Origin of the sequence: Pseudoalteromonas sp. APC 3224, assembly GCF_030407535.1 — a bacterium.
Lineage (GTDB): Bacteria > Pseudomonadota > Gammaproteobacteria > Enterobacterales > Alteromonadaceae > Pseudoalteromonas.
In genome coordinates this window covers 61,758-86,480 of the sequence record NZ_JASDDF010000021.1, presented here as the reverse complement: position 1 = coordinate 86,480, position 24,723 = coordinate 61,758, and the positions used below count along the sequence as shown (strand labels likewise).

Annotated in this window: 27 protein-coding genes, 2 tRNA genes and 1 riboswitch; of the genes, 11 read left to right on the top strand and 18 right to left on the bottom strand. The window is 41.1% G+C overall.

The genetic code is table 11. The annotated features are described in order from the left end of the window. Positions 1-238: 238 nt before the first annotated feature. Entirely contained in the window at positions 239-889 is a 651-nt protein-coding gene (locus tag QL989_RS11215) for a DUF4760 domain-containing protein (RefSeq protein WP_290170550.1), read from the top strand. Between the two features lie 251 nt (positions 890-1,140). Here QL989_RS11215 and QL989_RS11210 read toward each other — a convergent pair whose 3' ends face one another. Continuing rightward, a complete protein-coding gene (locus tag QL989_RS11210; RefSeq protein WP_008115498.1) occupies positions 1,141-1,761 on the bottom strand; it encodes a MarC family protein in 621 nt (206 codons plus the stop codon). A 92-nt stretch (positions 1,762-1,853) separates the two neighbouring features. Here QL989_RS11210 and QL989_RS11205 point away from each other — a divergent pair, with 92 nt between their 5' ends. The 3 genes from QL989_RS11205 (at position 1,854) to QL989_RS11195 (ending at position 3,244) form a co-directional block, all read left to right on the top strand. Continuing rightward, complete coding sequence (locus tag QL989_RS11205) at positions 1,854-2,288, top strand: transcriptional repressor (RefSeq protein WP_008115496.1); 435 nt, start codon at positions 1,854-1,856, stop codon at positions 2,286-2,288. Positions 2,289-2,351: 63 nt separating this feature from the next. Next, positions 2,352-2,819 (top strand): chemotaxis protein CheX, encoded by a 468-nt coding sequence (locus QL989_RS11200; RefSeq protein WP_010390540.1) that lies wholly within the window; start codon positions 2,352-2,354, stop codon positions 2,817-2,819. Beyond that, positions 2,816-3,244, top strand: coding sequence for a secondary thiamine-phosphate synthase enzyme YjbQ (locus QL989_RS11195; protein ID WP_290170549.1), 429 nt, complete (start codon positions 2,816-2,818; stop codon positions 3,242-3,244). Before QL989_RS11200 ends, QL989_RS11195 begins: the two co-directional genes overlap by 4 nt. 156 nt (positions 3,245-3,400) lie before the next feature. On the opposite strand, the gene QL989_RS11190 is transcribed toward QL989_RS11195, so the two are convergent. The 3 genes from QL989_RS11190 to orn form a co-directional block, all read right to left on the bottom strand. Next, positions 3,401-3,476, bottom strand: a tRNA-Gly gene (locus QL989_RS11190). Positions 3,477-3,524: 48 nt separating this feature from the next. Continuing rightward, positions 3,525-3,600, bottom strand: a tRNA-Gly gene (locus tag QL989_RS11185). A 175-nt stretch (positions 3,601-3,775) separates the two neighbouring features. Next, positions 3,776-4,321: an oligoribonuclease gene (orn, locus tag QL989_RS11180; RefSeq protein ID WP_008115490.1), complete on the bottom strand. Its 546-nt coding sequence runs from the start codon at positions 4,319-4,321 to the stop codon at positions 3,776-3,778. Positions 4,322-4,443: 122 nt separating this feature from the next. Between orn and rsgA the strand changes: the two genes are divergently transcribed. Together rsgA and asd are read left to right on the top strand one after the other, a co-directional pair. Further along, positions 4,444-5,502, top strand: coding sequence for a small ribosomal subunit biogenesis GTPase RsgA (rsgA, locus tag QL989_RS11175; RefSeq protein WP_055012291.1), 1,059 nt, complete (start codon positions 4,444-4,446; stop codon positions 5,500-5,502). A 14-nt stretch (positions 5,503-5,516) separates the two neighbouring features. Next, positions 5,517-6,383 carry an archaetidylserine decarboxylase gene (asd, locus tag QL989_RS11170; protein ID WP_033104269.1) on the top strand — a complete coding sequence of 289 codons (867 nt, stop codon included), beginning with the start codon at positions 5,517-5,519 and terminating at the stop codon, positions 6,381-6,383. Positions 6,384-6,607: 224 nt separating this feature from the next. On the opposite strand, the gene QL989_RS11165 is transcribed toward asd, so the two are convergent. The 8 genes from QL989_RS11165 to QL989_RS11130 all read right to left on the bottom strand — a co-directional run bounded on the left by QL989_RS11165 (position 6,608) and on the right by QL989_RS11130 (position 14,242). After that, positions 6,608-7,384, bottom strand: a complete 777-nt coding sequence (locus QL989_RS11165; RefSeq protein ID WP_290170546.1) for a HesA/MoeB/ThiF family protein — start codon at positions 7,382-7,384, stop codon at positions 6,608-6,610. Next, positions 7,368-8,894, bottom strand: coding sequence for a thiamine phosphate synthase (gene thiE / locus QL989_RS11160; RefSeq protein WP_290170545.1), 1,527 nt, complete (start codon positions 8,892-8,894; stop codon positions 7,368-7,370). The genes QL989_RS11165 and thiE overlap by 17 nt, the downstream gene beginning before the upstream one ends. Before the next feature lie 21 nt (positions 8,895-8,915). Next, positions 8,916-9,707, bottom strand: a complete 792-nt coding sequence (locus QL989_RS11155) for a thiazole synthase (RefSeq protein WP_290170544.1) — start codon at positions 9,705-9,707, stop codon at positions 8,916-8,918. A 5-nt stretch (positions 9,708-9,712) separates the two neighbouring features. Next, on the bottom strand, positions 9,713-9,907 hold the full coding sequence (gene thiS, locus QL989_RS11150; RefSeq protein WP_036932961.1) for a sulfur carrier protein ThiS: 195 nt from the start codon (positions 9,905-9,907) through the stop codon (positions 9,713-9,715). A gap of 6 nt (positions 9,908-9,913) precedes the next feature. Next, positions 9,914-10,915, bottom strand: a complete 1,002-nt coding sequence (locus tag QL989_RS11145; RefSeq protein WP_290170542.1) for an FAD-dependent oxidoreductase — start codon at positions 10,913-10,915, stop codon at positions 9,914-9,916. A gap of 116 nt (positions 10,916-11,031) precedes the next feature. Beyond that, entirely contained in the window at positions 11,032-12,984 is a 1,953-nt protein-coding gene (thiC, locus tag QL989_RS11140) for a phosphomethylpyrimidine synthase ThiC (RefSeq protein WP_008115478.1), read from the bottom strand. A gap of 140 nt (positions 12,985-13,124) precedes the next feature. Next, positions 13,125-13,231: riboswitch (TPP riboswitch) on the bottom strand. A gap of 98 nt (positions 13,232-13,329) precedes the next feature. After that, positions 13,330-13,728, bottom strand: a complete 399-nt coding sequence (locus QL989_RS11135; RefSeq protein WP_283235058.1) for an META domain-containing protein — start codon at positions 13,726-13,728, stop codon at positions 13,330-13,332. Between the two features lie 115 nt (positions 13,729-13,843). Beyond that, on the bottom strand, positions 13,844-14,242 hold the full coding sequence (locus QL989_RS11130; RefSeq protein WP_131690427.1) for an acyl-CoA thioesterase: 399 nt from the start codon (positions 14,240-14,242) through the stop codon (positions 13,844-13,846). 102 nt (positions 14,243-14,344) lie between these two features. Between QL989_RS11130 and QL989_RS11125 the strand changes: the two genes are divergently transcribed. Next, positions 14,345-16,444 carry a TonB-dependent receptor gene (locus tag QL989_RS11125; protein WP_178954792.1) on the top strand — a complete coding sequence of 700 codons (2,100 nt, stop codon included), beginning with the start codon at positions 14,345-14,347 and terminating at the stop codon, positions 16,442-16,444. A gap of 270 nt (positions 16,445-16,714) precedes the next feature. Here the strand turns inward: QL989_RS11125 and epmA are convergent, their stop codons facing one another. Both epmA and efp read right to left on the bottom strand, forming a co-directional pair. After that, entirely contained in the window at positions 16,715-17,689 is a 975-nt protein-coding gene (gene epmA, locus QL989_RS11120) for an elongation factor P--(R)-beta-lysine ligase (protein WP_290170538.1), read from the bottom strand. A 60-nt stretch (positions 17,690-17,749) separates the two neighbouring features. Beyond that, positions 17,750-18,316: an elongation factor P gene (gene efp / locus QL989_RS11115; protein WP_010390517.1), complete on the bottom strand. Its 567-nt coding sequence runs from the start codon at positions 18,314-18,316 to the stop codon at positions 17,750-17,752. A 40-nt stretch (positions 18,317-18,356) separates the two neighbouring features. Between efp and epmB the strand changes: the two genes are divergently transcribed. After that, on the top strand, positions 18,357-19,370 hold the full coding sequence (gene epmB, locus QL989_RS11110; RefSeq protein WP_178956829.1) for an EF-P beta-lysylation protein EpmB: 1,014 nt from the start codon (positions 18,357-18,359) through the stop codon (positions 19,368-19,370). On the opposite strand, the gene QL989_RS11105 is transcribed toward epmB, so the two are convergent. Continuing rightward, positions 19,367-19,576, bottom strand: coding sequence for a hypothetical protein (locus QL989_RS11105; RefSeq protein WP_008115467.1), 210 nt, complete (start codon positions 19,574-19,576; stop codon positions 19,367-19,369). The two genes, epmB and QL989_RS11105, sit on opposite strands and share 4 nt — an antisense overlap. A 116-nt stretch (positions 19,577-19,692) precedes the next feature. Here QL989_RS11105 and QL989_RS11100 point away from each other — a divergent pair, with 116 nt between their 5' ends. Then, positions 19,693-19,983 carry a prephenate dehydrogenase gene (locus QL989_RS11100; RefSeq protein ID WP_290170537.1) on the top strand — a complete coding sequence of 97 codons (291 nt, stop codon included), beginning with the start codon at positions 19,693-19,695 and terminating at the stop codon, positions 19,981-19,983. Between the two features lie 62 nt (positions 19,984-20,045). On the opposite strand, the gene QL989_RS11095 is transcribed toward QL989_RS11100, so the two are convergent. Continuing rightward, a complete protein-coding gene (locus tag QL989_RS11095) occupies positions 20,046-20,534 on the bottom strand; it encodes a DUF3016 domain-containing protein (RefSeq protein ID WP_290170535.1) in 489 nt (162 codons plus the stop codon). Positions 20,535-20,785: 251 nt separating this feature from the next. Here QL989_RS11095 and galE point away from each other — a divergent pair, with 251 nt between their 5' ends. Beyond that, the gene (gene galE / locus QL989_RS11090) at positions 20,786-21,802 is read left to right on the top strand and encodes a UDP-glucose 4-epimerase GalE (protein WP_290170532.1); all 1,017 of its coding nucleotides are present in this window, start codon (positions 20,786-20,788) and stop codon (positions 21,800-21,802) included. A gap of 72 nt (positions 21,803-21,874) precedes the next feature. On the opposite strand, the gene zapE is transcribed toward galE, so the two are convergent. Next, entirely contained in the window at positions 21,875-22,984 is a 1,110-nt protein-coding gene (gene zapE / locus QL989_RS11085) for a cell division protein ZapE (RefSeq protein ID WP_290170530.1), read from the bottom strand. Between the two features lie 58 nt (positions 22,985-23,042). On the opposite strand from zapE, the gene rsuA reads away from it, so the two are divergent. Next, positions 23,043-23,741 carry a 16S rRNA pseudouridine(516) synthase RsuA gene (gene rsuA / locus QL989_RS11080; protein WP_290170528.1) on the top strand — a complete coding sequence of 233 codons (699 nt, stop codon included), beginning with the start codon at positions 23,043-23,045 and terminating at the stop codon, positions 23,739-23,741. A 106-nt stretch (positions 23,742-23,847) separates the two neighbouring features. Here the strand turns inward: rsuA and QL989_RS11075 are convergent, their stop codons facing one another. Continuing rightward, entirely contained in the window at positions 23,848-24,621 is a 774-nt protein-coding gene (locus QL989_RS11075) for a YggN family protein (RefSeq protein ID WP_010390508.1), read from the bottom strand. Positions 24,622-24,723: the final 102 nt, after the last annotated feature.

The following is a 24,723-nucleotide window of genomic DNA, read 5'->3' as shown; positions in this document are numbered from 1 at the left end:
GATATCTTCTTGTAACTGTTGCAACGGTCAGTTATATTTATTTACACGGTAAACATTTAAACAAATATATATTTGTATATTTACGTACCGATTGGCAAAAAAGCTAACTTGCCAGTTTTTCCACACATGGAGATGTTATATGAATACATTCAATGAAGAAGATTGGCCAATATAGTCCGTCACGAGTTTTAAAGAAAAGAGCCTAAATGGCTCTTTTCTTGTTTTAAGGGATGAATAAGTGAGTAAGCGTAATTCAATGAAAAGTATTTTTATTCTTTGGTTTGTATTGGTTCCTATTGTTGGAATTTACTTTATATCAAAAATGGACCCTAAACTTTTTCCAAGCGGAGCTGTTTTGCTCTCAGCTACATTGGGTCTATCGGCCGCATTAGCAGGGATGTTTTACCAACGTCAAACAGCTAAAGAAAAAAATACGCTAGATTTTCAACAAAAGCTTAAGGATGATAAAGATTATTTAGATCATGTGGTTGTGTTAGGGGGAATAATACATAGCCTTGAAAGAAAACAAACACTACTGGAACTTGCAAAGCCTGAGAACTCTAATGACTCTAGGGTTATGTCTATACGGTATGTTTTAAATACTTGGGAACAAGCAGCTAATGCTATTAGACATAAGTTATATGATGAAGCATTTTTATACTCTTCACATAAATCTTCTGTTATTGACCTTAGCCTCCACTTGAGGCCATTTATCAGGGAGCGACAAAAGAAAAATATTTCTCTGTATTCTGATTTTAGCCTACTAGCACTAAAGTGGACCATCGAAAGAGATAGCTTTGAATCCCTACAAACAAAAAAAGAGCTGAAGCGTATCTTCAAACAATTAGATAGAGTTAAATCGGGTAAAATAAGTCCAACTCAAAAATAAAAACTACTTAAATAGATAATATTCTGGGGGGACTGAAACCCGTCACCCTTAATATATCAAGGCCCCCAATGGTCACCCTTGCGCTATTTAAACCCTTTAAATTCTCACTTATCAGTCCAATCGAGCATAGGGGCAACAGAAAAGCGTCGATTTAAAGTACGTTTATCCAAAATGTGATCCTCAAAAATTTATAATTTAAGCACAGCTTAAACGGCGCTGCATTTTACACAAAAGCCCTATGCGCAGCAATATTAAGCAAACACTTGCAAGCCAAAGTATTGCGCAATACCGTTTAAAATATTAGTTACTGCGACTGAGCTTAAAATTAACCCCATAATTCGACTAATAATACTCGCCCCACTATCACCTATTATTTTATGTACATGCGTAGCAAGTAATAACAAAATCAGTACCACCACTAAAACAGCTAACATCATTGATGAGGTAATCATTTGCTCAACCCAGGTATACTCCTCATTGCGCGTCATTAATACCGCACCTAACATGGCACCGGGACTCGCTATTGATGGGATAGCGAGCGGAAAAATAGCGGTTTCAGTACTATCTCTAACACTTTTAATTTCAGCTTCAGGCTTACTTTCACCAAAGGTCATGGAGAGTGCAAAAATTAATAAAATTAAACCACCTGCTATTTGAAATGCCGAGAGCGGAATCTCAATCACATTCAGTAATTGCTCGCCAGCAACTACAAAAAATAACAGTACTAAAGCAGACACACCCACGGCCTTAAAAATCACTTTACGCTTAAACTTGTCGTCATCTCCACGAGTTACGGCGATAAAAACCGGGATTGTGCCAATTGGATCAATAACCGCAAAAAAGAAAATAAATATAGCCAATAGTTCATGCATTAATGAGTACCTTTTCATTAAATCGGTTAATAAAACGCTGCAACTACAATACAGTATGTTAGTATATCACGGCAGCGTAAGGATGAGAGAAGATGAATATAGAATCACTCGTAAGTAAAGCAAAACAAGTGTGCGACAACCGTGGTGCGCGATTCACACCAATTCGCGAGAAGGTATTTCGTTTATTGGCCAGTGCTCAAGGTGGTGTGGGTGCATACGATTTACTTGAACAATTAAAAGTCACTGAAACAGGCGCTAAACCTGCAACGATTTATCGTGCTTTAGACTTTTTAGCCGAACTCGGTTTTATTCATAAAATTGAAAGCACCAATGCATTTATGCTGTGTCATCATTTTGATCATATTCATCCTGTTCAGCTATTAATTTGTGATAGCTGCGGTTTTGTTAAAGAGCTGCACTCAACAGTAATTTCACATGAGCTCAATAACTTAGCAGCCGAAAGTGGCTTTGTAGTTTCCGGACAAACAATAGAAGCACATGGTAAATGTGACTCTTGCCGAGCATAGATAAGCGACTATAGCTATACTTTACGTATAACCTTTATCAGTACCAATTTAAGGACATCTAATATGAATGTAGAGTTCATTAATCCCTTTTTAGCTTCTTTGATGAATGTATTGAGCACTATGGCTCAAACTCAGTTAAAACCAGGCAAGCCACGCATTAAAACCGATGAGATAGCCTGTGGTGATGTATCGGGATTAATTGGTATGGTTGGCCCTCAAACTCGCGGTTCATTTTCAATTACCTTCGACGAAGGTTTAGCGCTGACCATTATGGAACGAATGTTAGGCGAACGACCAGACGACATAAATGAAGAAGTAACCGACATGGTCGGTGAAATAACTAATATGGTTACCGGTGGTGCTAAGAATTTATTAGGTGAAAAAGGCTATGATTTTGCCATGGCAACACCCATTGTTGTGTCTGGTAAAAACCACACTATTACTCACAAAAGTGACGGTAAAAAAATTCTTATGCCGTTTACCAGTGACGCAGGTAATGCCAATATTGAAGTGAGTTTTGATAAGCTATGAGCTGGTCGCAAACCACAATTACATTAAAGCCTCGCTCGCGGGGCTTTCATTTAATTGATAACGACATACTCAATCAACTCCCACAAATAAGCCAATTTAAAGTTGGTTTATTACACTTATTTATTCAACACACCTCAGCCAGCTTAACCATTAATGAAAATGCCGATCCTACCGTGCGTATGGATATGGAAAGCCACTTTAATCAATTTGTTCCAGAGCGCCAGCCTTATTATCGTCATGACTATGAGGGCGATGATGATATGCCTGCCCATATAAAAACCAGTACCTTAGGTTGCGAATTAACTATACCTATTAGCCATGGTCAGTTAGCACTGGGAACTTGGCAAGGAATATACTTAGGTGAGCACCGTGATCATGGTGGTTCAAGGCGTATTATTGCAACTTTGCAAGGCGAAGCGTTTTAGGTTTTAGGTTTTAGGTTTTAGGTTTTAGGTTTTACAACATAGGTCACTCTCACACATTGAACACTTTAAAAAAGTTACATAAATTAAATTTATAGTGATTCGCGTATGGGTCATTGTTTGCTATTTGAGAATGAATATCTGGAAAGTAAATAAGATTGGAGCGGTACACGAGGCTCGAACTCGTGACCTCGACCTTGGCAAGGTCGCGCTCTACCAACTGAGCTAGTACCGCATTTAATATCGTATTCTAATTTTACTACAATTTCTTTTGGTGAGAAATTGGAGCGGCACACGAGGCTCGAACTCGTGACCTCGACCTTGGCAAGGTCGCGCTCTACCAACTGAGCTAGTGCCGCATTCAAAATAGTCAGTAATTTGTCCGTTGGTGCGCGACGGGTCGCGTTCAACATTCTGGCAACTGAGCTAGTGCCGCATTCAAAAAGTCAAAGCCCAAACAAACTAACCCCGCGGGGGTTATCGTCTTGAGCGGGGCAGGATTCTACAATAATTAGGGGGCTTTGCAAGTATTTTTTATAAATTAAAAAACTTTTCTCGGTAAACCTTTAATTCCATAATCGAATCTTTAATGTCGTCTAACGCTAAATGCGACCCTTTTTTATTCACTTGAGCCAACACATCTGGTTTCCAACGACGAGCAAGTTCTTTAATGGTACTGACATCTAAATTACGGTAATGAAAAAAGTCTTCAAGCTCGCGCATATACTTATTCATAAAGCGGCGGTCTTGGCCTATCGAGTTACCACACATAGGTGAAGCCCCTGCTGGCACCCATTGCTTTAAAAACGCGAGGGTTTGTTCCACGGCATAAGCTTCATCAAACGTGCTTGCCTTACAGCGAGCCGTTAATCCAGATTTGCCATGCTGAGTTGTACACCACTCATCCATGCCATCCAGTAGTTCATCACTTTGATGAATGGCAATCGTTGGCCCTTCGGCTAATATATTCAGATCAGCGTCAGTGACAACAGTTGCAATTTCAAGTATTTTGTCAGTCTCTGGTTCAAGTCCGGTCATTTCCAGATCGAGCCAAATTAAATTTGATTTATTAATAGTCATAATTACCTTAAACGGTGCTTTTCTTTAGATCCAACGCATTTCGATATATCATATTAGCATCAACCGTCGAGCTAAAGCTTTTTTTGGCAAACTCGGCATTTAACTCAGGTTATAGGCCTCAAGTGGCAAAACAGAAAAAATTAAGTAAAGGCCAATCCCGTAGGATCAAGGCCAATCATCAAAAGCGTTTATCGAATGCCGATAAAAAACCGGCAAAAGTCGGCGCGCAAGAGTGGCAAACAGATAATTTAGGTCAAGTGGAAAATGCGATTGTTATTAGCCGCTTTGGGCAACATGCCGACGTAGAAACCCAAAATGGCGATGTTCTTCGCTGTAATATTCGCCGTACCGTATCAAATTTAGTATGTGGCGATGAGGTATTATTTCGTCGTGCAAAAGTAAGTGAAGGCGATTTAGCAGGTGTTATTGAAGCAACTCAAGAACGTCGTTCACAGTTAACGCGCCCTGATTTTTACGACGGTGTAAAAGTTATTGCCGCTAATATAGATCAAATTTTAATGGTTTCAGCGGTACTGCCAGAGTTTACACCAAGCATTATCGACCGCTATTTAATTGCCTGCGAAGACATGGGCATTGAGCCGATTTTAGTACTTAATAAAATTGATTTAATTGATGAAACTGGTTTAAACGAAATACAACAAATACTCGATATTTACCGTAAACTTAATTACCAGGTACTGCTAGTTAGTAATATAACCGGCGAAGGCATTAATGAATTAAAAGAAGTACTTGTAGGCAAAAACAATATTTTTGTTGGCCAAAGTGGTGTGGGTAAATCTACCTTAGTAAACACTGTGCTGCCGGATGCTGAAATTTTGACTAAAGAAGTGTCTGAAAACAGCGGTCTAGGCCAGCACACCACAACAGTATCGCGTCTGCATCATTTACCAAGTGGCGGTAACTTAATTGATTCACCGGGTATTCGTGAGTTTGGTTTATGGCATTTAGATGTTGAACGAGTCACTTGGTGCTTTAAAGAATTTAGAGAGTTTATAGGTGGATGCCGTTTTAGAGACTGTAAACACTTAAACGATCCAGGCTGTATAATTCAGCAAGCAGTCGCTGATGGAGATATCTCAAAGTTACGCTTTGAAAGCTATCACCGTATTTTAGAAACCATGGCCGATGGCCGTGCCGGCGCGCGTGCGCCTCGCGTATAATTAGGGAAAAATCTGTGAGTTTAGATAAATTTAAAATCGCCATGCAATATGCTATGCCAAAGCACTTTATTTCTCGTGTAGTAGGTAAGCTTGCAGCTGCAAAAGCGGGCGCATTAACAACAACATTAATTAAATTATTTATTAAACAATACAAAATAAATATGAGTGAGGCTAAATATTCTGACCCTGCTCACTATAAAACCTTTAATGAATTTTTTACCCGCCCGTTAAAAGACGGTGCTCGTCCTATGGTTGAAGATGACGATATTATTATTCACCCTGTTGACGGCGCAATCAGCCAGCTTGGCGATATTGTTGACGGCCAACTAATCCAAGCTAAAGGCCATGATTACAGCTTACAAGCGTTGTTAGGTGGCTCACAAGACGACACAACACCGTTTTTAGGTGGTAAATTTGCAACTATTTACTTGGCACCAAAAGATTACCACCGTATTCACATGCCAATTGATGGCACGCTAAGCAAAATGATTTATGTACCGGGCGATTTATTTTCGGTAAATCCACTTACCGCGCAAAACGTACCGAATTTATTTGCCCGTAACGAGCGTGTAGTAGCAATTTTTGAAACTGAAATTGGCCCGCTTGCTATGGTCCTTGTAGGCGCAACCATTGTTGCTAGCATAGAAACTATTTGGGCTGGCACAGTCACTCCACCAGCTGGCAGCGATGTGTTTAGCTGGAACTACCCAACTAAAGGCGAAAACGCGATCACCCTTAAGAAAGGGGAAGAAATGGGCCGCTTTAAATTAGGCTCAACAGTTGTGCTTGCATGGGGTGCAGATAAAGCCGATATTTTTGATGATCAACGCCCTGAAACGGTAACTCGTTTAGGCACTGCGTTTGCAAAAATTGATGATTAAACAAATCGTTAATTAGAAATAAAAAACCGCGTTATTTAAACGCGGTTTTTTAATTTCTGTAGGTGTGGGGATTGCTGTTACGAACATATTCATAACGTTTCTCTAAAGCGTAGCGGCCTCTTAACCTCTTTGTGTATAACTTCCCTAAGACTTTATTGCACAAAGAGAAAAAAGTGGAGTAAATGAGAAGACACCAAAGATTAAAAGCGAGCAAGTAAAAGTTTTTACTTCCCATCACACTCTTTACAGTTTAAATCTTTAACTACTTTAAAATGCTGTTGCTTTAAGCTTAATGCGTCAAAGGTTATAAACACACTCCCACCAAAATGGCCTAACAGCATATTAAGAGTTAGCTGTGCCTGCATAGAGCCAATTACACCAAGTAAGGGACTAATAACGCCCGCATTGTCGCAATTAACAACAGGGTTAGCATCATTTTGTGGAAATACGCAGCCATAGCAAGGGCTATCTGTTTGCCTAAAGTCAAAGCCCATTAATTGCCCTTGGGTTGCTAGCGCTGCTGCAGAAATTAGTGGTGTTTTGTTGTTTACGCAAAAACGATTGACTGTGTAACGAGTCGCAAAGTTATCAGAGCAATCAAGTACGATATCGGCGTTACTGAATAGTGCATCACTGTTAGCATCGCTCAACTTTTGCGAGTGAGTCACTATGTTTATTTGATTGTTAAGGCTCGCAAGCACCTTCCCTGCTGCATTTACTTTTTGCTGCCCTAAGTGATTCACTTTATACAGTATTTGCCGCTGTAAATTAGAGAGTTCAACGGTATCGTCATCAATTAATATTAGTGTGCCAATACCAGCAGCTGCTAAATAAAGTAGCGCAGGACTTCCTAGTCCACCTGCACCTACCACAGCAACGGTTGCCGCTTTAAGTATTAACTGCCCCTCAAGCCCCACCTCTTTTAATAATAAGTGGCGGCTATAACGTAGAGTTTCTTTGTCGCTGAGTTGCTGCGCTTGCATGTTAGCAGGCATTCTCATTTATCACCGATTTTAAGGTATTGATTGCCTCTACATAATCATCAGCCTCGGTAATAGCACGTACCACAGCTACACTGCCCACGCCCGTTTTAGCAACCTCTTGCGCTCTGTCTAAATCAATTCCGCCAATAGCCACTGTAGGATAGCTTTGCATTAATGGCACAAACCGAGTTAGTTTTTCAAGCCCTTGAATTTGCCCTGTCATGTCTTTGGTGGTGGTAGGATAAATCGCGCCAAAGGCCATGTAGCTTGGGCGGTAATTATGCGCCCGAAGCATTTCATAAAAGCCATGGGTAGAAAGTCCAAGTCGCAGGCCTGCTTCTTTTATAGCCGCTAAATTTGCGCTCTCTAAGTCTTCTTGTCCTAAATGCACACCATAGGCGCCATGTTTAATTGCCAGCTGCCAGTAATCATTAATAAACACATGCGCATTGTATTGCTGACCCAAAGCGACCGCGCTTGCGACTAGTTGTTCAAGCTTATCTTCGCTTTTATCTTTAACTCTTAATTGCGCTGTTTTAATGCCATTTTGTAGGCATTTTTCTAGCCACTCTACGCTATCGACTACCGCATAAGCGCCAAGCGCTTTGCTTTCACACGCAGCAAAGTCAGCTGCCATATTAAAATCAAGCGGTACATCAAAATCTAGCTCATCACCCAACCAACTACCCGCTTCAATCACTTGAGGGTAATGCGCTAGGTCAGTCGGAAACGACGTTTGTGCAACCGGCCCTATCCCCTCGCCATAGCGAACTGATTGCTTTAAACCTTGGTTTATATAGGCTTTAGCTAAAATAAACGCATCTTTTAACGGGTAGTCCTTTGCAAGGCATGCAGCAATAACAGACGCCATACTACAGCCAGTGCCATGATTGTGCGGAACCTGAATTTTTTCATTACCCAACCAGTACTCTTCATTACCTTGTGAGCAGTAATCAATACAGTAACCACTTGGGTAATCCCAATGCCCACCTTTTATAACCACCGCTTTGGCACCCCATGCCATTAGTTTGCTTGCTGCTTCTTTAATTGCTGCGGGGCCAATTAAATACACACCTGTTAATAACTGTGTTTCATGGGTATTAGGGGTAATTACATCCACCAGCGGTAATAGGCATTCTTTAATCGCGCTTACAGTGTCTTCTTCTGTTAGTAAGTCACCGCTTGAGGCAATAGCCACAGGATCGTACACAATCACCGGCGGGGTTGGCCACTTCGCTTTGTAATGGCTAATATGCTCACTGATCAATTGAATTTGCTGCACGTTAGCTAGCATACCAATTTTAATTACTTTGGCTTTCATGTCTTTTTCGAGTGCCAATAACTGCGACTCAATCACATCAGTCGAGACAGCATTAATCGCCTCAACACCTAAACTATTTTGTGCTGTTAGTGCGGTAATCGCAGTACAACCGTGCACACCAAAGCTTTGCATTGCTTTAATATCAGCTTGAATACCTGCGCCACCGCCGGAGTCTGAGCCCGCAATCGTCCATACTACATTGTTCATAATGACCTACTTCCTAATTTTTTACGTTTGATGCCAAAATGGCATACCCATTGTGGGGGTTGATGGGGCCGCAACGTCTTTTTCTGGCATTGCTTTGGCGTTATAAGCAAAGCGCCCTGCTTCAACAGCTGCTTTAAATGCAAGTCCCATGGTAATAGGGCAACCCGCACCCGCTATGGCTGAATTTAATAATACCGCATCATACCCTAATTCTAAGGCTTGGCAGGCATGCGATGGTAAACCTAACCCAGCATCAACAATTAATGTGCTGTTAGGTAAACGCTCCCGTATCGCCTTTAAGTTATAACTATTTAATAATCCCTTACCGGTACCAATTGGCGCGCCCCATGGCATTAGCACCTCGCAGCCTAATTCATCTAAACGTTGGCAAAGCACTAAGTCATCGGTGCAGTAAGGCAGTACTTTAAACCCATCTTTAATTAAAATCTCAGTGGCTTCAAGCAGAGCAAAAGGATCTGGCTGTAAGTTATAGTCATCGCCAATTAATTCCAGCTTTATCCAATCGGTAGCAAATACTTCTCGACACATTTTAGCTAAATTAATGGCCTCTTTAACACTGTGGCATCCTGCTGTGTTAGGTAAAATTTTGAGCCCTGTATTCTTTATAAGTTGCCAAAAATCATCTCCTGCAGCTGCGCTTTGCTGGCGACGTAAAGACACAGTAACAATATCCGCTCCTGAAGCATTAATTGCTTTAGTCATCGTCGCGGGAGATGGGTAAAGCGCAGAGCCAATCAGTAATCTACTTGAAAATTGCTCGCCATAAATAGTGACATTATCGGGAGGTAACATAATGGTTACCCTCCTTGAATCGGAGATAACACATCAATGCAATCACCATCATTAAGTGTGTAGTTAGCATGTTGCTCTTGAGGTACAAACTGGCCATTAATGGCTACTGCAAACGGTGCTTTAGCACCATACTCAATTAAACACTGTTTTAGTTCGCTACTTGTTAGGGTGAGCGCTTTACCATTAATTATTATATCCATCATTCCTCACTCTATTCTGGCAACAGCATCAGCAACTAAACTCGGCGCGAGCATGTAGCCATGGCGGTATAATCCATTAATACTAATTACCTGCCCCAGTTGTGTAACTTGTGGGCAGTTATCGCTAAACGCAGGGCGAAGCCCGGTTTGAATATTTAACAGTCGAGCCTCGGCAAAACCGCTGTGCACTGTATAAGCGGCTGAAAGTAACTCCAACGTTGAACGCACCGTTGCCGCCCCGTTATCTTGAGACTCAATTTCGGTGGCACCAATCACATATTCATGATTCGGCTTAGGTGCTATATAAATAGGATAACGCGGATGCATTAACCTCACTGGCCGAGATAAATTAACCTCGGGTGCATAGAGTCTTGCCACTTCCCCGCGCACGCCTCGAAGGGGCTGATCTTGTTTGGCTCCAAGCCCTCGACAATCAATAATGTACTCAAACTCTCGATTATTCACTTTGTTATCAAAGATGCTGGCGCGCTGATTAAATACAAACTTTACTTTGCGCTTATTTAGCAACCTAAAACTGGCTTTGTAAAAGGCTTGATTATCTATCTGCGCTTCACCGGGCAAAAATAGGCCTTGGCTAAATCGACCAGCCAGTTCAGGTTCTAGTTGCTCAATTTGCTGTGCATTAATTGCTTGAGCACTAAAATTTAGTAACGGCTTGATTCGCTGTGCAAAGCTTTGTAAGTCGCCTTTATCCTGCGGATGAGCAACCACTAGGGTACCTTGCTGTTGAAAAAATACCTCGCTATTTAGTTGTTCTAAAATAGCAGGCCAGCGAGTAATAGAATCCAGTCCCATTAAAGCCAATTCACGTTCGCACATAACAGACTCAGCTAGGGGGGCTAGCATCGCTGCTGCCACTTTACCGGCACTGTTCTGAGTATGTTCATCATCGGCTTCAAATACGGTCACACGATGTTGCTTACTTAACTCAAGCGCGGCCAACCGCCCGGCTAAACCAAAGCCCACCACAGCAATGTCATAAAACATAAACACTCCTAAATGTAGCTCATAGCCACCAGCTTTCAGCTGTCAGTAAAGCAACTCTTGCCTCTACGCTGCTTACTTTATCGCTGATAGCTGACAGCTAATAACTGAAAGCTGTGCTACAGCGCTTTATGGTAAATCTCTGAGCCTGTTTGCTTAAACTCTTCAGATTTGGCTTTCATCTCGGCCTCAACATCAACCATTTTGATTTCAATGGCATCACCCACGTTATTAGGATCAATACCGCGCGCTTCTAGATCTTTGGCGTAGTCGCGTACTTCTTGGGTTATTTTCATGGAACAAAATTTAGGGCCACACATAGAACAAAAATGCGCAACTTTGCCTGATTCTTGCGGTAATGTTTCATCATGATATTCACGGGCGCGAACCGGGTCTAAACCAATATTAAATTGGTCATGCCACCTAAATTCAAAGCGCGCTTTTGATAGCGCGTTATCTCGCTCTTGTGCGCCTGGGTGACCTTTCGCTAAATCGGCGGCATGAGCGGCAATTTTGTAGGTAATAAGGCCTTCTTTAACGTCTTCTTTATTTGGCAAACCTAAATGCTCTTTAGGTGTTACGTAACACAACATCGCACAGCCATACCAAGCAATCTGCGCTGCACCAATACCCGAGGTAATATGATCATACCCTGGGGCAATATCTGTGGTCAGTGGGCCTAAGGTATAAAATGGCGCTTCATCGCAATGTTTAAGCTGCTCATCCATATTGGCTTTGATCATATGCATAGGCACGTGTCCTGGGCCTTCAATAAACACTTGTACATCATGCTTCCAAGCTATTTTTGTCAGTTCCCCTAAGGTACGTAGCTCACTAAATTGTGCTTCGTCGTTCGCATCGGCAATAGAACCCGGACGTAAACCATCACCGAGTGAAAAACACACATCGTATTGTTTTAAAATTTCACAAATATCTTCAAAGTGAGTGTATAAGAAGTTTTCTTTGTGGTGCGCTAAACACCATTTAGCCATAATTGAGCCACCACGTGACACAATACCGGTTACGCGTTTTGCCGTCATTGGCACATAACGCAATAGCACACCAGCATGAATGGTAAAGTAATCAACGCCTTGTTCTGCTTGTTCAATCAGAGTATCGCGAAATATTTCCCAGGTTAGGTCTTCTGCTACGCCGTTGACTTTTTCAAGTGCTTGGTAAATTGGAACAGTACCAATAGGGACTGGCGAATTACGTACCAGCCATTCACGGGTTTCGTGAATGTAACGCCCTGTTGATAAATCCATTACGGTGTCGGCACCCCAACGGGTTGACCACACCATTTTTTCAACTTCTTCTTCGATAGATGAACCCACTGATGAATTACCTATATTGGCGTTAACTTTAACTAAAAAGTTACGACCAACAATCATAGGCTCGGTTTCTGGGTGATTAATATTGTTAGGTAAAATAGCGCGTCCACGAGCAATTTCATCACGCACAAATTCAGGAGTAATAAACTCAGGGATACTCGCGCCAAACGACTCCCCTTTATGCTGCGCAGCTAGTAACTCTTCACGTATTTGCGCACGCCCCATGTTTTCACGTATCGCTACATATTCCATTTCTGGGGTGACTATCCCTTGGCGGGCATAATGCATTTGGGTGACATTTTTACCTGCTTTTGCACGGCGTATTTTTGGAAGGTGTTCAAAGCGAATATGATCTAGCCCATCATCAGCCATACGCTGCTGTGCGAACTGTGAGGTTACCGACTCGAGTACTTCGGTATCATTACGGCTCTCAATCCATTGTTCACGGTATTTATTAAGTCCCTTGCGCACATCCAATTTAAATTCAGGATCGGTATACGGGCCTGATGTATCGTAAACACGCAGTGGTGCATTTGACTCATACACTGGGTTTTGTTCATCACCACCAATAAAAGTATCGCTCAATGTGATTTCACGCATACCCACACGTACGCCTTGCTGGCTACCTGCAACGTATACTTTATGGGAGCTTGGAAACGGCTGACCGGTTAAGTTATAAATATAATCTGATGCGGCCGCACGAGTTTCGCGACGGGTGGCTTTATTTGTTGTATTTGACATGACTTACCTCATTGCTAAAGGGTTGTCTTGTCAGATATTCCGCTGAGGAATAGAGAAAGATCGTAAAGTAGCTTTATGCGACTTTGCGGCCTAAGACGGAGGTTGCTTTTTTGTGCGCATAAAAAAGACGCACAAGCGTCCTAGTTAGGCAGCTTGTTCCCTACGCAGGTATTAACCTGATCAGGTTCACGGATCCCGCTTTCGCGATCTCAGCCTAAATAAAACTTAGGCACTCCGACAAGTATTTGAATTGTTCGTTGATTTGATAATGTTTTGATCAAATCTGCGACGAGTGTACGCCAGTTGAAAATTCCCTGCAAGGGGCTGTTTTTCAAAACTCAAAAATTATTTTGGGATAAACACAAATTTTTGTTCAGCTTGCATTACCAATGTTTGGTCTTGCATGTTAAGCACTGCACCTTGCTGCAGAGCCTGTAAAAACTGTTGTTCAAACTCATCCAGTTCAGGGCCACATGATTTACGTGTCATACCTAATTTGCTTACGCTCAGGCTACTGTCTTCAAGTGAGCCTTCACCAAAGAACTTATTACATCCGGTAAAGCCGTTTATTTGTAGCGCATCGATAAAGCTCATTGATGCTTTAAAGGACGCGGGAATGGCCAAATCATCAACCTTTGATAATTGCCATTGTGTATATTTTAGCTGCTCAGTGGTAACTGTCCCTGTTGATGCGCAACCAACACATAAACCGATTATAAGCATCGGTATTGCTGCTAATTTCATGTTATTACAAACTTAGTGTCTAATTAATGTAATAGTATCAATATTTGTCAGGTTTATCCGTTAAAAATGCATATTTTAAATGTAAATTTTTGTTTAAAATTCATGCTATTTAAAACTATGCAACGGCTTGGAATAAGTCATCTATCTGTGGTGGTAAAAATGGACGACCTCTTTCATTAACTGATGTACCAATAACTAAGGCATTGAGCATCACTTTTTCATCTTGTTTGCGCACTACCGTTTGTTTAAATGCAAACTTAAGACGACTAATACGCACAGGCTCTACCGCCACATAAAACTCATCTCCAGGCAATAGGGAATGTTTGTAATCCATTTCACTGCGCATCACCACTAAGTTAATTTTATCTTTTGCAAGCTGTGCAAAATCAACGCCGTGTGCGTATAAAAACTCGTGGCGAGCGTGCTCAAGATAATTAAAATAAACACTGTTATTTACAATACCTTGTAAGTCACATTCGTAGTCGCGCACCTTAAAGTCTACTTTAAAGGCCATATTAGTAATCCCAATTATTTAACGTATAATTGTCGCGTTTATAGCACAAGTGTTGAAATAATTGCTACCATACAAGTCCCTAAAATGGAGTTAAGTAACCTAATGAACTTACGTTTGTCTTTAATTACAGCCACGTTATTACCCCTGCTCGCAGCACCTATATATGCTAACGCAGATGACACCGAACTAGAGAAAATCATTGTTACCGGTGACTTTCAGCAAGAAAGCATTCAAACATTAAGCGCCAGTGCCAGCTTATTTTCTGAAAATGAAATGAATCAACGTGGTGCAACGTATTTAGACGAAATGTTAGCCAGTGCAGCCAATGTAAACTTTGCTGCTGGTGCGTCTCGCGGTCGTTATATTCAAATTCGCGGTGTTGGTTTACGCTCGCAGTTTGTTGACCCGATAAATCCATCTGTGGGCTTAGTAATTGACGGTATTAATTATTCAGGCTTAGGTGGTAGTTCATTATTGTTTGATATTGACCAAGTAGAAATTTACCGCGGTCCTCAAGGTACACGTTTTGGTGCAGATGGTATGGCGGGCATGATCCAAATGCAATCAGCTAGTGCAACCAGCGACCCTAGCTTAAAGTTACATTTAGGTGCCGGCACTTATAACAGCCACGAAGCAGGCCTTGCTGCTAGTACAGGTTTAACAGATGACACCAGTGCCCGCGTTAGCTACTTTCGCAGAAAGTCTGACGGCTACGTCGATAATATTTATTTAGATAAACCCACTCAAGATCAAGATGAGCAAGTTGCACGCTTTAAATTAAACAGCCAGCTTACAGCTCATTTAAATTCAGAACTTAACCTGCATTATATTGATATTAATAACGGTTACGATGCATTTACTCTTGATAATTCTCGCAACAGCCTTGCTGATCAACCAGGCGAAGATAATCAACAAAGTTATGCTATTGGCCTGAATAATACTTACACTGGTTTTGATGCCTTTGATGTGAGCTTAAACCTTTCAGCTATTGATACAGAACTTTTTTATAGCTTTGATGAAGACTGGGTGTGTAACGATACTAATAAGCCGCAATTATGTGCCGCCGGTTTACATCCTTATGGTTATAGTTCAACAGATATTTATAGCCGCGATCGTGATGATCAAGCGCTCGACCTGAAATTTACTGGTAAAGCAGGTAACTGGGTTGCGGGTATTTACTATCAAAACCGTGATGTGGATTTAGAGCGTCAATATACGTGGTTAGCCAATCCGTTTGCTTCAACCTATGAAACTAATAACATTGCAGCTTATGGCCAATTAGCCACATCAATAGGCCCAAAAACTACGCTTATTACTGGTTTACGAGTTGAGCAATATCAAGGTGATTACACCGATAGTAACGGCTTTATTGAAGAAACTGATGATATTATGCTCGGTGGTAAAATTGCACTTGAATACCAAGTTATTGACCGCACTATGATTTATACCAGTATCACCCGCGGTTACAAAGCCGGTGGTATTAATTCAGAAGCGCTAGCAAAAGCAAAAGATGAAGGTTTAAGCTTAGATGCTGATTTTTTCAAACAGCATACCAGCTTTGATCCAGAGTACTTATGGAGTGGTGAGTTTGGTGTTAAAGGCTCATCGCTAGATGACAAGTTTACTCTGCGTTTAGCTGCTTTTTATATGCACCGCGATAATATTCAATTAAAGTCGTGGCAAGTATCAGATCAACAATTTACCGGTTATGTCGCCAATGCCAGCTCTGGCAGCAACTACGGCCTTGAAATTGAAGGTAGCTACTTACTTACTGATAATTTACTCATTAGTGGTAGTGCTGGCTATTTAGATACGAAAATAAACGACTTTGTGACTAAATCGGGCTTAAACCAAGATGGCCGCGAACAAGCACAAGCGCCTAAATATCAATACGCATTTAGTGCACGCTACAATGTTACTGATGAGCTATATGCAATGTTAGGCGTTGAAGGCAAAGACGATTATTACTTCTCAGACAGCCATAATGCACAGGCTCCAAATACAAACTTAGTGAATGCAAGCCTTGGTTACGAGGCTGAAAGCTGGGCAGTTCGTGCATGGGCACGTAATGTGTTTGATGAAACCGTTCCAACTCGCGGTTTTGAATTTGGTAACAATCCGTTAGATGGCTATACAAGCCAAACTTATATTCAACTAGGTGAGCCACGTGTAGCCGGCGTTACGTTTACGCTTAATCTGTAATACAGCGAACCAGTTGTCAGTTCGAGAATAGAAAACACCGCGTTTAATGCAAACGCGGTGTTTTAGTTTTGTGTAGGCGAGTAGCTTGATGCAGCGCACGCAATCCAAATGGTTAAAGCAAAGTACAGTTAAAAATGTAGCCTTCAGGTTTTGGCGGTCAGCAAAAAATTAACCAAGCATTGTATTTAGATTTTATATAGGCGGGAACGCACATCAGCTCGAATCTCGCCGCCCGAAGCTCGTCGCCAGTCACCCGAAGCGATAATTCACCTAAGCTCTTGCCACATCAAACGCAATCACTTCTTTTATTTTTTGTTTATTGGTTGCTAGCATCACGAGTCTATCAATCCCTAATGCAACCCCCGCACATTGCTCTAAACCATGTTCCAATGCCGCAATTAAACGCGTATCAATAGGAACTTGCTTTAAGCTGTTAGCAGCACGATAGGTGTTGTCTTCGTTAAACCTTTTTGCTTGTTCTTTAGCATTAGTGAGCTCATTAAAGCCGTTAGCCAGTTCCATATTTTTATAATACAACTCAAAGCGCCCTGCTACTCGCTCATCGTGTTCACAAATTTGTGCCAGTGCCGCTTGTGATGCTGGAAAGTGATACACAAAACAGGGAATTTCTTGGCCAATAGTCGGCTCTACTTTCATACAAAATAATAATTGCAGCAAGGTATCTTTATGAGTCTCGTTTTTAGCAATATCAGCAAAGCCATGTTCGCATGCGAGTTGTTGTAACTGCGTGATAGAGGCAGTTAATGGATCGACCCCTAACGCGCGTTCAAATGCCTTTTGGTAGGTAACGCGCTCTGCAGGAGCAACCTCAAGAATGAGCTGCATCAGCTGATCTATTTCGTCCATTAAAGCAAATTCGTCAAACCCAGGCCGATACCATTCGAGCATAGTAAATTCAGGATTATGATGACTGCCCGCTTCTTCATTTCGAAATGCCTTACAAAGCTGAAAAATAGCGCCTGAGCCGGCCGCTAACAAGCGTTTCATCGCAAACTCTGGAGATGTTTGTAAAAACAGGGGTAGCCCACCAGCATGGCCTGGGCCCACAAATGTAGTATTAAAGCTGGCTAAATGTACATCGGTTACACTGGCAGCACTTAAACTCGGTGTTTCGACTTCCATTACATTACGCTCATAAAAGAATTCCCGAATGCTGCGCATAATTGCTGCGCGTTGCTTAAGTATTTCTATGCTGGCACTCGGCTTCCAAAGATCTGCTGACATATTTTCTCCAAAAAAAATCCCAGCTTAAGCCGGGATTTAATTAATAAGACGCGTTGCTGCTTACTTAACACGGCTCACGTATTCACCATTACGAGTGTCTACTTTAATTACTTCGCCAATTTGTACGAATAATGGAACACGTACTACAGCACCTGTGCTAAGCGTTGCTGGTTTACCACCCGTGCCCGCTGTATCACCTTTAAGGCCCGGATCAGTTTCAGTGATCTCAAGCTCAACAAAGTTTGGTGGAGTTACAGCAATTGGGCTGCCGTTCCATAATGTAATAGTACATACATCGTTTTCAACTAACCATTTTCCAGCATCGCCCAGTGCTTTTTCGTCAGCAGCGATTTGTTCAAATGTTTCATTGTTCATGAAATGCCAAAATTCACCGTCTGTATATAGGTACGCTAAATCGGTATCCATTACATCAGCACCTTCAACCGATTCACCCGATTTAAAGGTTTTTTCAAGTACCTTGCCAGAGATAAGCTTACGGATACGAACACGGTTAAACGCTTGGCCTTTACCCGGTTTTACCATTTCATTTTCTAAGATACTGCAAGGTTCGCCGTCCATCATAATTTTTAGGCCGCCCTTGAACTCGTTGGTGCTATAATTCGCCATCGTTTCCTCTATTTATATTTTTCGAGTAATCTACGTGCCAATGATACAAAGAAATGAAGCAAATTTGCATAAAAACTGGCAAAAAGAATTAGCAAATGTAGTTACCTGCCCAAAAGTGTTGTTAGAAATGGTTGGTTTATCGAGCCAAGTCCATGAAAACGACATAAAAGCTCGTAGCTTGTTTCCTGTTCGTGTGCCATTGCCTTTTATAAAAAAAATTCGTCACGGCGATGCAAATGATCCTTTATTGCTGCAAGTTATGCCTCGCCATCAAGAGTTTTTAACTAAATCAGGGTTTAATAAAGATCCGCTACTTGAGCAAGATAACAATCAACCAGGTCTGTTACATAAATATAAGTCGCGTGTTTTAGTCATGTTTAAAACTGGTTGTGCGGTAAATTGCCGCTACTGCTTTAGACGCCATTTTCCTTATCAAGAAAACCAGTTAAATAAACGCAGCCTTATTGATGCATTGAGCTATATAAAAGCTGATAAAAATATTAACGAAGTGATTTTAAGTGGTGGCGATCCACTAATGGCCAAAGACGATGCTATTAGTTGGTTTTTAGATGAGCTTGAGCAAATACCACAAATAAAACGGATGCGCATACACAGCCGCTTACCCGTTGTGATCCCTGCACGCATTACTGAACAATTATGTGAAAGATTAGCAAAGTCACCACTAAAAATTATATTCGTGAATCATATTAACCATGCTAACGAAATAGATAGTGACTTTAAAAACGCCATGAACATGCTAAAACAAGCCAATGTACTGCTATTAAATCAGGCGGTTATTTTAAAAGACGTGAACGATACAGTTGATGCGCAAATAAACTTAAGTGAAGCGTTGTTTGATGCAAATGTATTGCCTTATTACTTACACTTACTAGATAAAGTAGAAGGCGCAAGTCATTTTGATATAGATGAGGCACAAGCCATAAAAATAATGGCAGAGCTTTTAGAGACCCTGCCAGGATTTTTAGTGCCTAAACTAGTTAGAGAAATAGGAGGCCAAAAAAGTAAAACCCCTATCGACCTCAAATTGGTTTAAACATAAACGTTTACATTATTCCCAAGTGTTGCAGTAACCGACTTAGCCGGTGTTTGTGCACTTGAGGATTGTGTAGCACCTTCAATAAGCGCAAGTGCAGCGGCGCCATCAGCTTGCTGTTGCTTTTTAGATAAAGCAGCAGTTAAAACCTCTGCGCCTTGGCCTGCACCAGGGATTGTAGGTAGATTTCCACCTGATATATTCATAACTCACACCTGACATTTAAATGTAATACACGTATTATAGTCGCTGAATTGGTAAATTACTTTACCAACCCACTTAAGTATTTATCGGCAACATTGCACTAAGCTTTAGGAAAACCATGGATTCTATAATTGAACAACTCAACGCCAACTTAAAAATTGTTTACCGTCAGGCGCTTGATGCTGATAAAAAACTCGATGAGTTACAACAGCAAGGCCACGGAAAATTTAAAGCCTTATTTGCCGAGGACGCTGGATTTAGCTTTGAAGCTAAACGCTTTAAGCCGTACGTTTTAGACGTTGCCGCTGATGTAGAAAGCTTATCAACCGACGGTTTAGACGAAGAAAAGCTAAAACAAGCAGTTATTAAACTACAAAACTTATTAACCTTGTTAGCGACCTTTAAATAAAAATGAGCGACTGCTTTGCAAAGCGTCTACCAAAGTAGATGCTTTGCATTATTAGCTTTAGCTTACTTGATACGCGGTAAAATTTGTTCACCAAACCACTCTGTTAATAAGCGTTTTTCGTAGTAAAATGCTTCATCTCGACCCATTTTAATTTTATCCATAAAACCCATATCTTTTAAACTTACGTTATCTTCTTGTGCGACAACGCCACTTTCATCATTGAGCACATAATTAAATTCAATGCGTGGAAAGTGAATAGGTTTTACCACTCGGATTTCGTTAACACCGCCATAGCGTACGTCTCCGGCTAAATCTAAATCGGTTACTTCAATTTTTAAACTGTAGTTTTTAGGAAGTTGCTCGCTGAGCTTTGCAAAGTGTTCATCAATACTTTTGGCTATTTGCTTATGGTATGAGCCTTTAGTTTGGTTGGATGGGCGTACATCGCGATAATCATTAAAGTCATGCCATTTAACTTGAGCCTCACCCGCGCAAACAACACTCGGTAGTGCAATACACATCAACATTGCTATTTTTTTAACTAAGTTCATACGTTTCTCCAACGAGTATTTTGATCATTGTGATCAATTGAATATTTTACAAATCGCTATACATTACTTTAGCAATTACATATGAACTATAACTTAATCTTTACGCTGAGGTGTTATTAAAATTGCACAAAATGTAATCGAAAGTACGGTTTACGATCATACTATTACAAAGCAAATAAAATAATACATGTAAAAACTCATTATTTATGGTGAAATTAGGGTAATTGAACAGGGGTTTCCAAGGAGCATCAATGGCAATTTTAGTAACCGGTGGCGCAGGCTATATTGGCTCACACACCGTTTTAGAACTTTTACAGCAAGGCAGCGACGTTATCGTTATCGATAACTTAAGTAACTCCTCTGAAGAATCACTTGAGAGAGTGAAAAAAATAACCGGTAAAGCAATTACTTTTTATCAAGGTGATATTTTAGATAAATCCTTTTTAGACTCAGTATTTGCAAAACATAACATTGATAGTGTAATTCATTTTGCAGGTTTAAAAGCGGTTGGTGAGTCGGTAGCAAAACCAATCGCGTATTATCAAAATAACGTACAAGGCACATTAACACTAGTTGATGCTATGCGTGACGCGGGTGTGTTTAAACTGGTATTTAGCTCATCTGCAACAGTTTATGGTGACCCTGCAAGCTTACCAATACGCGAAGACTTCCCCGTTGGCGGTACAACCAACCCATATGGTACGTCTAAACTAATGGTTGAAATGATGCTGCAAGATATCGCTAAATCAGATGAGCGCTTTGCGTTTGCTATTTTGCGCTACTTTAATCCTGTTGGTGCCCATGAGTCAGGTTTAATTGGTGAAGATCCTAATGGCATTCCTAATAATTTACTGCCTTTTATTTCACAAGTTGCGGTTGGTAAATTAAAGCAGCTCGCTATATTTGGCGATGATTACGACACGGTAGATGGTACTGGCGTACGCGATTACATTCACGTTGTAGATTTAGCCTTAGGGCATTTAAAAGCGCTTGATAAAATAGCCGCAGAAACCGGCGCACTTATTTATAACCTTGGTACCGGTAACGGCTATTCAGTATTACAAATGGTCAATGCGTTTATTAAGGCTAGCGACCAAGCTATCCCTTATGCGGTGTCACCTCGTCGCCTTGGTGATATTGCATCCTGTTATGCTGCGCCAGAAAAAGCGCTTAGTGAACTAGGCTGGCAAGCCGAGCGCGGCATTGATGTTATGATGCAAGATACTTGGCGCTGGCAATCAAATAATCCAAATGGATATAAGTCATAAAGGCTTCTTTAAGTTATCAGCTTAAAATTAAAACACCGCATTTAAATTAAATGCGGTGTTTTAATGTTGTACTTACCAATTTTGCATTTCTACAATCCGTGACTGGGTTCGCGCATATTCAAAGCTTAATTTTTTACCTTGGTATAACTCGTTTATGTCGGCCTGGGCATTAATTACCAGTAATTTGTGGCAATCATAAAACTCATCGACTAAGGCAATAAAACGCCGAGCTTCATCATCGAGTGTATGCTCATCTAACTGCTGCTTTTCGCGCTGATAGCTATCTTCTATACCATGCACAATAACTTTACCAGTTGCCTCTTTTCCCATTATTGGCACATTCGCGATGTATACTACCGAAAACTGTTCTGCTAAAAACATATAGTCATTGGCGCTACGAGGGCCTGAGCACAATGCTATAAAATCAATCAGTAAAGCATCGTCAGTTTTTAATAAATAAGGAAGCACTCGGCCATGCACAGTTATTGTATTATTACGCATTGCTTGAGAATGTACGGATAAAAACCCAGCCTCAAATTCAGCATCGGGCAAGTTAATAAAATAATGACGACTACTTCTGCCGTATCTAAAGCGGTGATCTTCCTCCCCCGCTACGTTAATTACACGACAATGTTCATTTATTAAATCGATAGTTGGTAAAAATCGCGCGCGTTGCAGACCGTTGTAATAAAGTTGCTCGGGTTTTGCGTTAGAGGTTGCTACTAGCACCACGCCTTGTTCAAATAAAGCGTTAAATAACCGAGCCATGATCATGGCATCACCAATATCACTAACAAAAAACTCATCAAAGCACAGTACCTTTATCTCTTTGGCCCACTGTTTAGCAATTATTTGCAGCGGATTTTTATCTCCTTGTAACTTGGCTAGTTGAGCATGAACTTTTTCGATAAAATGATGGAAATGCAGGCGCTGCTTTTTCTCTGTAGGTAAGTTTTCATAAAATAAATCCATCAACATAGATTTACCTCGACCAACCGGGCCATATAAATATATTCCCTTTGTTGAAGGTGCTTTTTTCCACCAGCTTGCAGGCTGATTTAATTGCTCACTTAAAGACTGTAACGCACTCACAGCTTGGTGCTGCGCCGCATCGAACTCAAGCTCTCCTGATGAAACTTTGTTATGGTACAGGCTTAAAATTTCTGTGCTGGGCTCTGTCATGGTATTTCACTATCCGCTATACTCGCGGCCATTGTAGCCGACTAAAAATGTGAACAACATGAAATTTCCTTGCCGTTTAGATAAATTTATTAGCCATTTAGCAGAGTTACCACGCTCAAAAGCCCGCGCAGCAATAAAAAGCCAAGCGGCTAGCGTTAATGGCGAGGTGATCACGGCATTCGACTTTCAAGTTACTCAACAAGATGACGTGTTATTTCATGATCAGCCATTAGTGTTTTTAGGTAAACGCTACTTTATGCTCAATAAGCCGGTAGGTTATGTATGCGCTAATTCAGATGAGTTACACAAAACCGTATTTGATTTGCTTGATGAGCCAAACATGGCCGACTTTCACATTGCCGGGCGTTTAGATATAGACACCACAGGCCTAGTGCTTATTACTAATGATGGCGAGTGGTCACATAAAATTACCTCGCCGAAAAAGAATAAGTTTAAAACCTACCTAGTCGAAACCCAAGAGCCGATTACCGATGATGCACTGCAGCAATTACGCGACGGTGTGCAGCTTCACAATGAAAAAGATTTAACTCGCCCTGCTATTGCTGAGCGCTTAGGGAATTATGGTTTACGCTTGTCGATTTCTGAGGGGAAGTACCATCAAGTGAAACGCATGCTAGCAGCGGTAGATAACAAAGTAGTTGAACTACATCGTGAACAAATTGCGGGTATAAAGTTAGGTGAAGATTTGGCTGCAGGTGAATACCGCCCATTAACTGCCGCAGAGATAAAACTGTGAGGTTGTTTAGGTGTTAGGAAATGGTTTCGGGCGAGGTTCAGGCTGTTCATCTGCCGCTCTAGGCTCGTTGCTCGTTGCCCTCTATAATCTTGCCTAATCTCTGTTCTTACGATTTAATCTGAACTAAATCAAAGTCTGTCATCCCAGGTACAATCGCTTGCAGCCGAGACTCAGTAATATCTAGAGAGTTTAAACATTCACAATATTCAGAGGCTTTAAGTTCTAATTGATGGGCTTTTTTCTGTAACGACTTATCGATTTCTTTGGTGATGATATCCATGCGTTGCCCCATGTCGTTCATGCGGTCTTCTATATTGCCTTCTCGAGATTTAAACGCATCCCCAAGCGACATTAAAATAGCACCCAAAGAGCCATGTACTGCGGAGTGTATTTTTTGACTAATTTCTTTAGTAAAAAAATCATCAATTTGGGAAAGCGATTGAGGGGCTATAAAAAAGAAATCGTCGCCACGTTTAAACTTATCCATAAGTGCGCGCTCTACATATTGTAATTGCGTTTTTAGCACTTCGGGTTCTTTATCTGACATGCCCTCAACAACATGCTCAATAGCACTGAGTCCTAGGTTAACGCCATCGGTTGCTAAATCAACCAACTCAGGAACTGTTTGACGAATACCATTGCTAAATTGTTCTAGCACTTTGCTTTCGTCGGTGCTTAAATCGACCCAGTAGCCTCGAATAAACAATTGATTATTATTGTTAATTTGCACCCTTGTTTGGCCTTTATCAACAATACGGATCACATCATCGGTAATAATTAAACCATGACGAAGTTCAACATCACATTGTTTTTGTGCGATTGCATTGGAGCTTAAAAGTGCCATTGATAACGCCAATATCGAACGAGATAAAAACGCCATAAACACCTCAAAAAGACTAAAATAGGGGGTGGCTAGATTAACAAAAAACCAACTTTATGCAAGCAAAAGTAACAGCCTAAAAACAAGGCACCATGAAACGTA

Excerpts from the sequence above, each read along its gene's own strand:
- QL989_RS11210 (WP_008115498.1), bottom strand. The coding sequence starts at position 1,761 with ATGCATGAACTATTGGCTATATTTATTTTCTTTTTTGCGGTTATTGAT.
- QL989_RS11205 (WP_008115496.1), top strand. The coding sequence starts at position 1,854 with ATGAATATAGAATCACTCGTAAGTAAAGCAAAACAAGTGTGCGACAAC.
- QL989_RS11200 (WP_010390540.1), top strand. The coding sequence starts at position 2,352 with ATGAATGTAGAGTTCATTAATCCCTTTTTAGCTTCTTTGATGAATGTA.
- QL989_RS11195 (WP_290170549.1), top strand. The coding sequence starts at position 2,816 with ATGAGCTGGTCGCAAACCACAATTACATTAAAGCCTCGCTCGCGGGGC.
- orn (WP_008115490.1), bottom strand. The coding sequence starts at position 4,321 with ATGACTATTAATAAATCAAATTTAATTTGGCTCGATCTGGAAATGACC.
- QL989_RS11165 (WP_290170546.1), bottom strand. The coding sequence starts at position 7,384 with ATGAGAATGCCTGCTAACATGCAAGCGCAGCAACTCAGCGACAAAGAA.
- thiE (WP_290170545.1), bottom strand. The coding sequence starts at position 8,894 with ATGAACAATGTAGTATGGACGATTGCGGGCTCAGACTCCGGCGGTGGC.
- QL989_RS11155 (WP_290170544.1), bottom strand. The coding sequence starts at position 9,707 with ATGTTACCTCCCGATAATGTCACTATTTATGGCGAGCAATTTTCAAGT.
- thiS (WP_036932961.1), bottom strand. The coding sequence starts at position 9,907 with ATGGATATAATAATTAATGGTAAAGCGCTCACCCTAACAAGTAGCGAA.
- QL989_RS11145 (WP_290170542.1), bottom strand. The coding sequence starts at position 10,915 with ATGTTTTATGACATTGCTGTGGTGGGCTTTGGTTTAGCCGGGCGGTTG.
- thiC (WP_008115478.1), bottom strand. The coding sequence starts at position 12,984 with ATGTCAAATACAACAAATAAAGCCACCCGTCGCGAAACTCGTGCGGCC.
- QL989_RS11135 (WP_283235058.1), bottom strand. The coding sequence starts at position 13,728 with ATGAAATTAGCAGCAATACCGATGCTTATAATCGGTTTATGTGTTGGT.
- QL989_RS11130 (WP_131690427.1), bottom strand. The coding sequence starts at position 14,242 with ATGGCCTTTAAAGTAGACTTTAAGGTGCGCGACTACGAATGTGACTTA.
- QL989_RS11125 (WP_178954792.1), top strand. The coding sequence starts at position 14,345 with ATGAACTTACGTTTGTCTTTAATTACAGCCACGTTATTACCCCTGCTC.
- epmA (WP_290170538.1), bottom strand. The coding sequence starts at position 17,689 with ATGTCAGCAGATCTTTGGAAGCCGAGTGCCAGCATAGAAATACTTAAG.
- efp (WP_010390517.1), bottom strand. The coding sequence starts at position 18,316 with ATGGCGAATTATAGCACCAACGAGTTCAAGGGCGGCCTAAAAATTATG.
- epmB (WP_178956829.1), top strand. The coding sequence starts at position 18,357 with ATGATACAAAGAAATGAAGCAAATTTGCATAAAAACTGGCAAAAAGAA.
- QL989_RS11105 (WP_008115467.1), bottom strand. The coding sequence starts at position 19,576 with ATGAATATATCAGGTGGAAATCTACCTACAATCCCTGGTGCAGGCCAA.
- QL989_RS11100 (WP_290170537.1), top strand. The coding sequence starts at position 19,693 with ATGGATTCTATAATTGAACAACTCAACGCCAACTTAAAAATTGTTTAC.
- QL989_RS11095 (WP_290170535.1), bottom strand. The coding sequence starts at position 20,534 with ATGAACTTAGTTAAAAAAATAGCAATGTTGATGTGTATTGCACTACCG.
- galE (WP_290170532.1), top strand. The coding sequence starts at position 20,786 with ATGGCAATTTTAGTAACCGGTGGCGCAGGCTATATTGGCTCACACACC.
- zapE (WP_290170530.1), bottom strand. The coding sequence starts at position 22,984 with ATGACAGAGCCCAGCACAGAAATTTTAAGCCTGTACCATAACAAAGTT.
- rsuA (WP_290170528.1), top strand. The coding sequence starts at position 23,043 with ATGAAATTTCCTTGCCGTTTAGATAAATTTATTAGCCATTTAGCAGAG.
- QL989_RS11075 (WP_010390508.1), bottom strand. The coding sequence starts at position 24,621 with ATGGCGTTTTTATCTCGTTCGATATTGGCGTTATCAATGGCACTTTTA.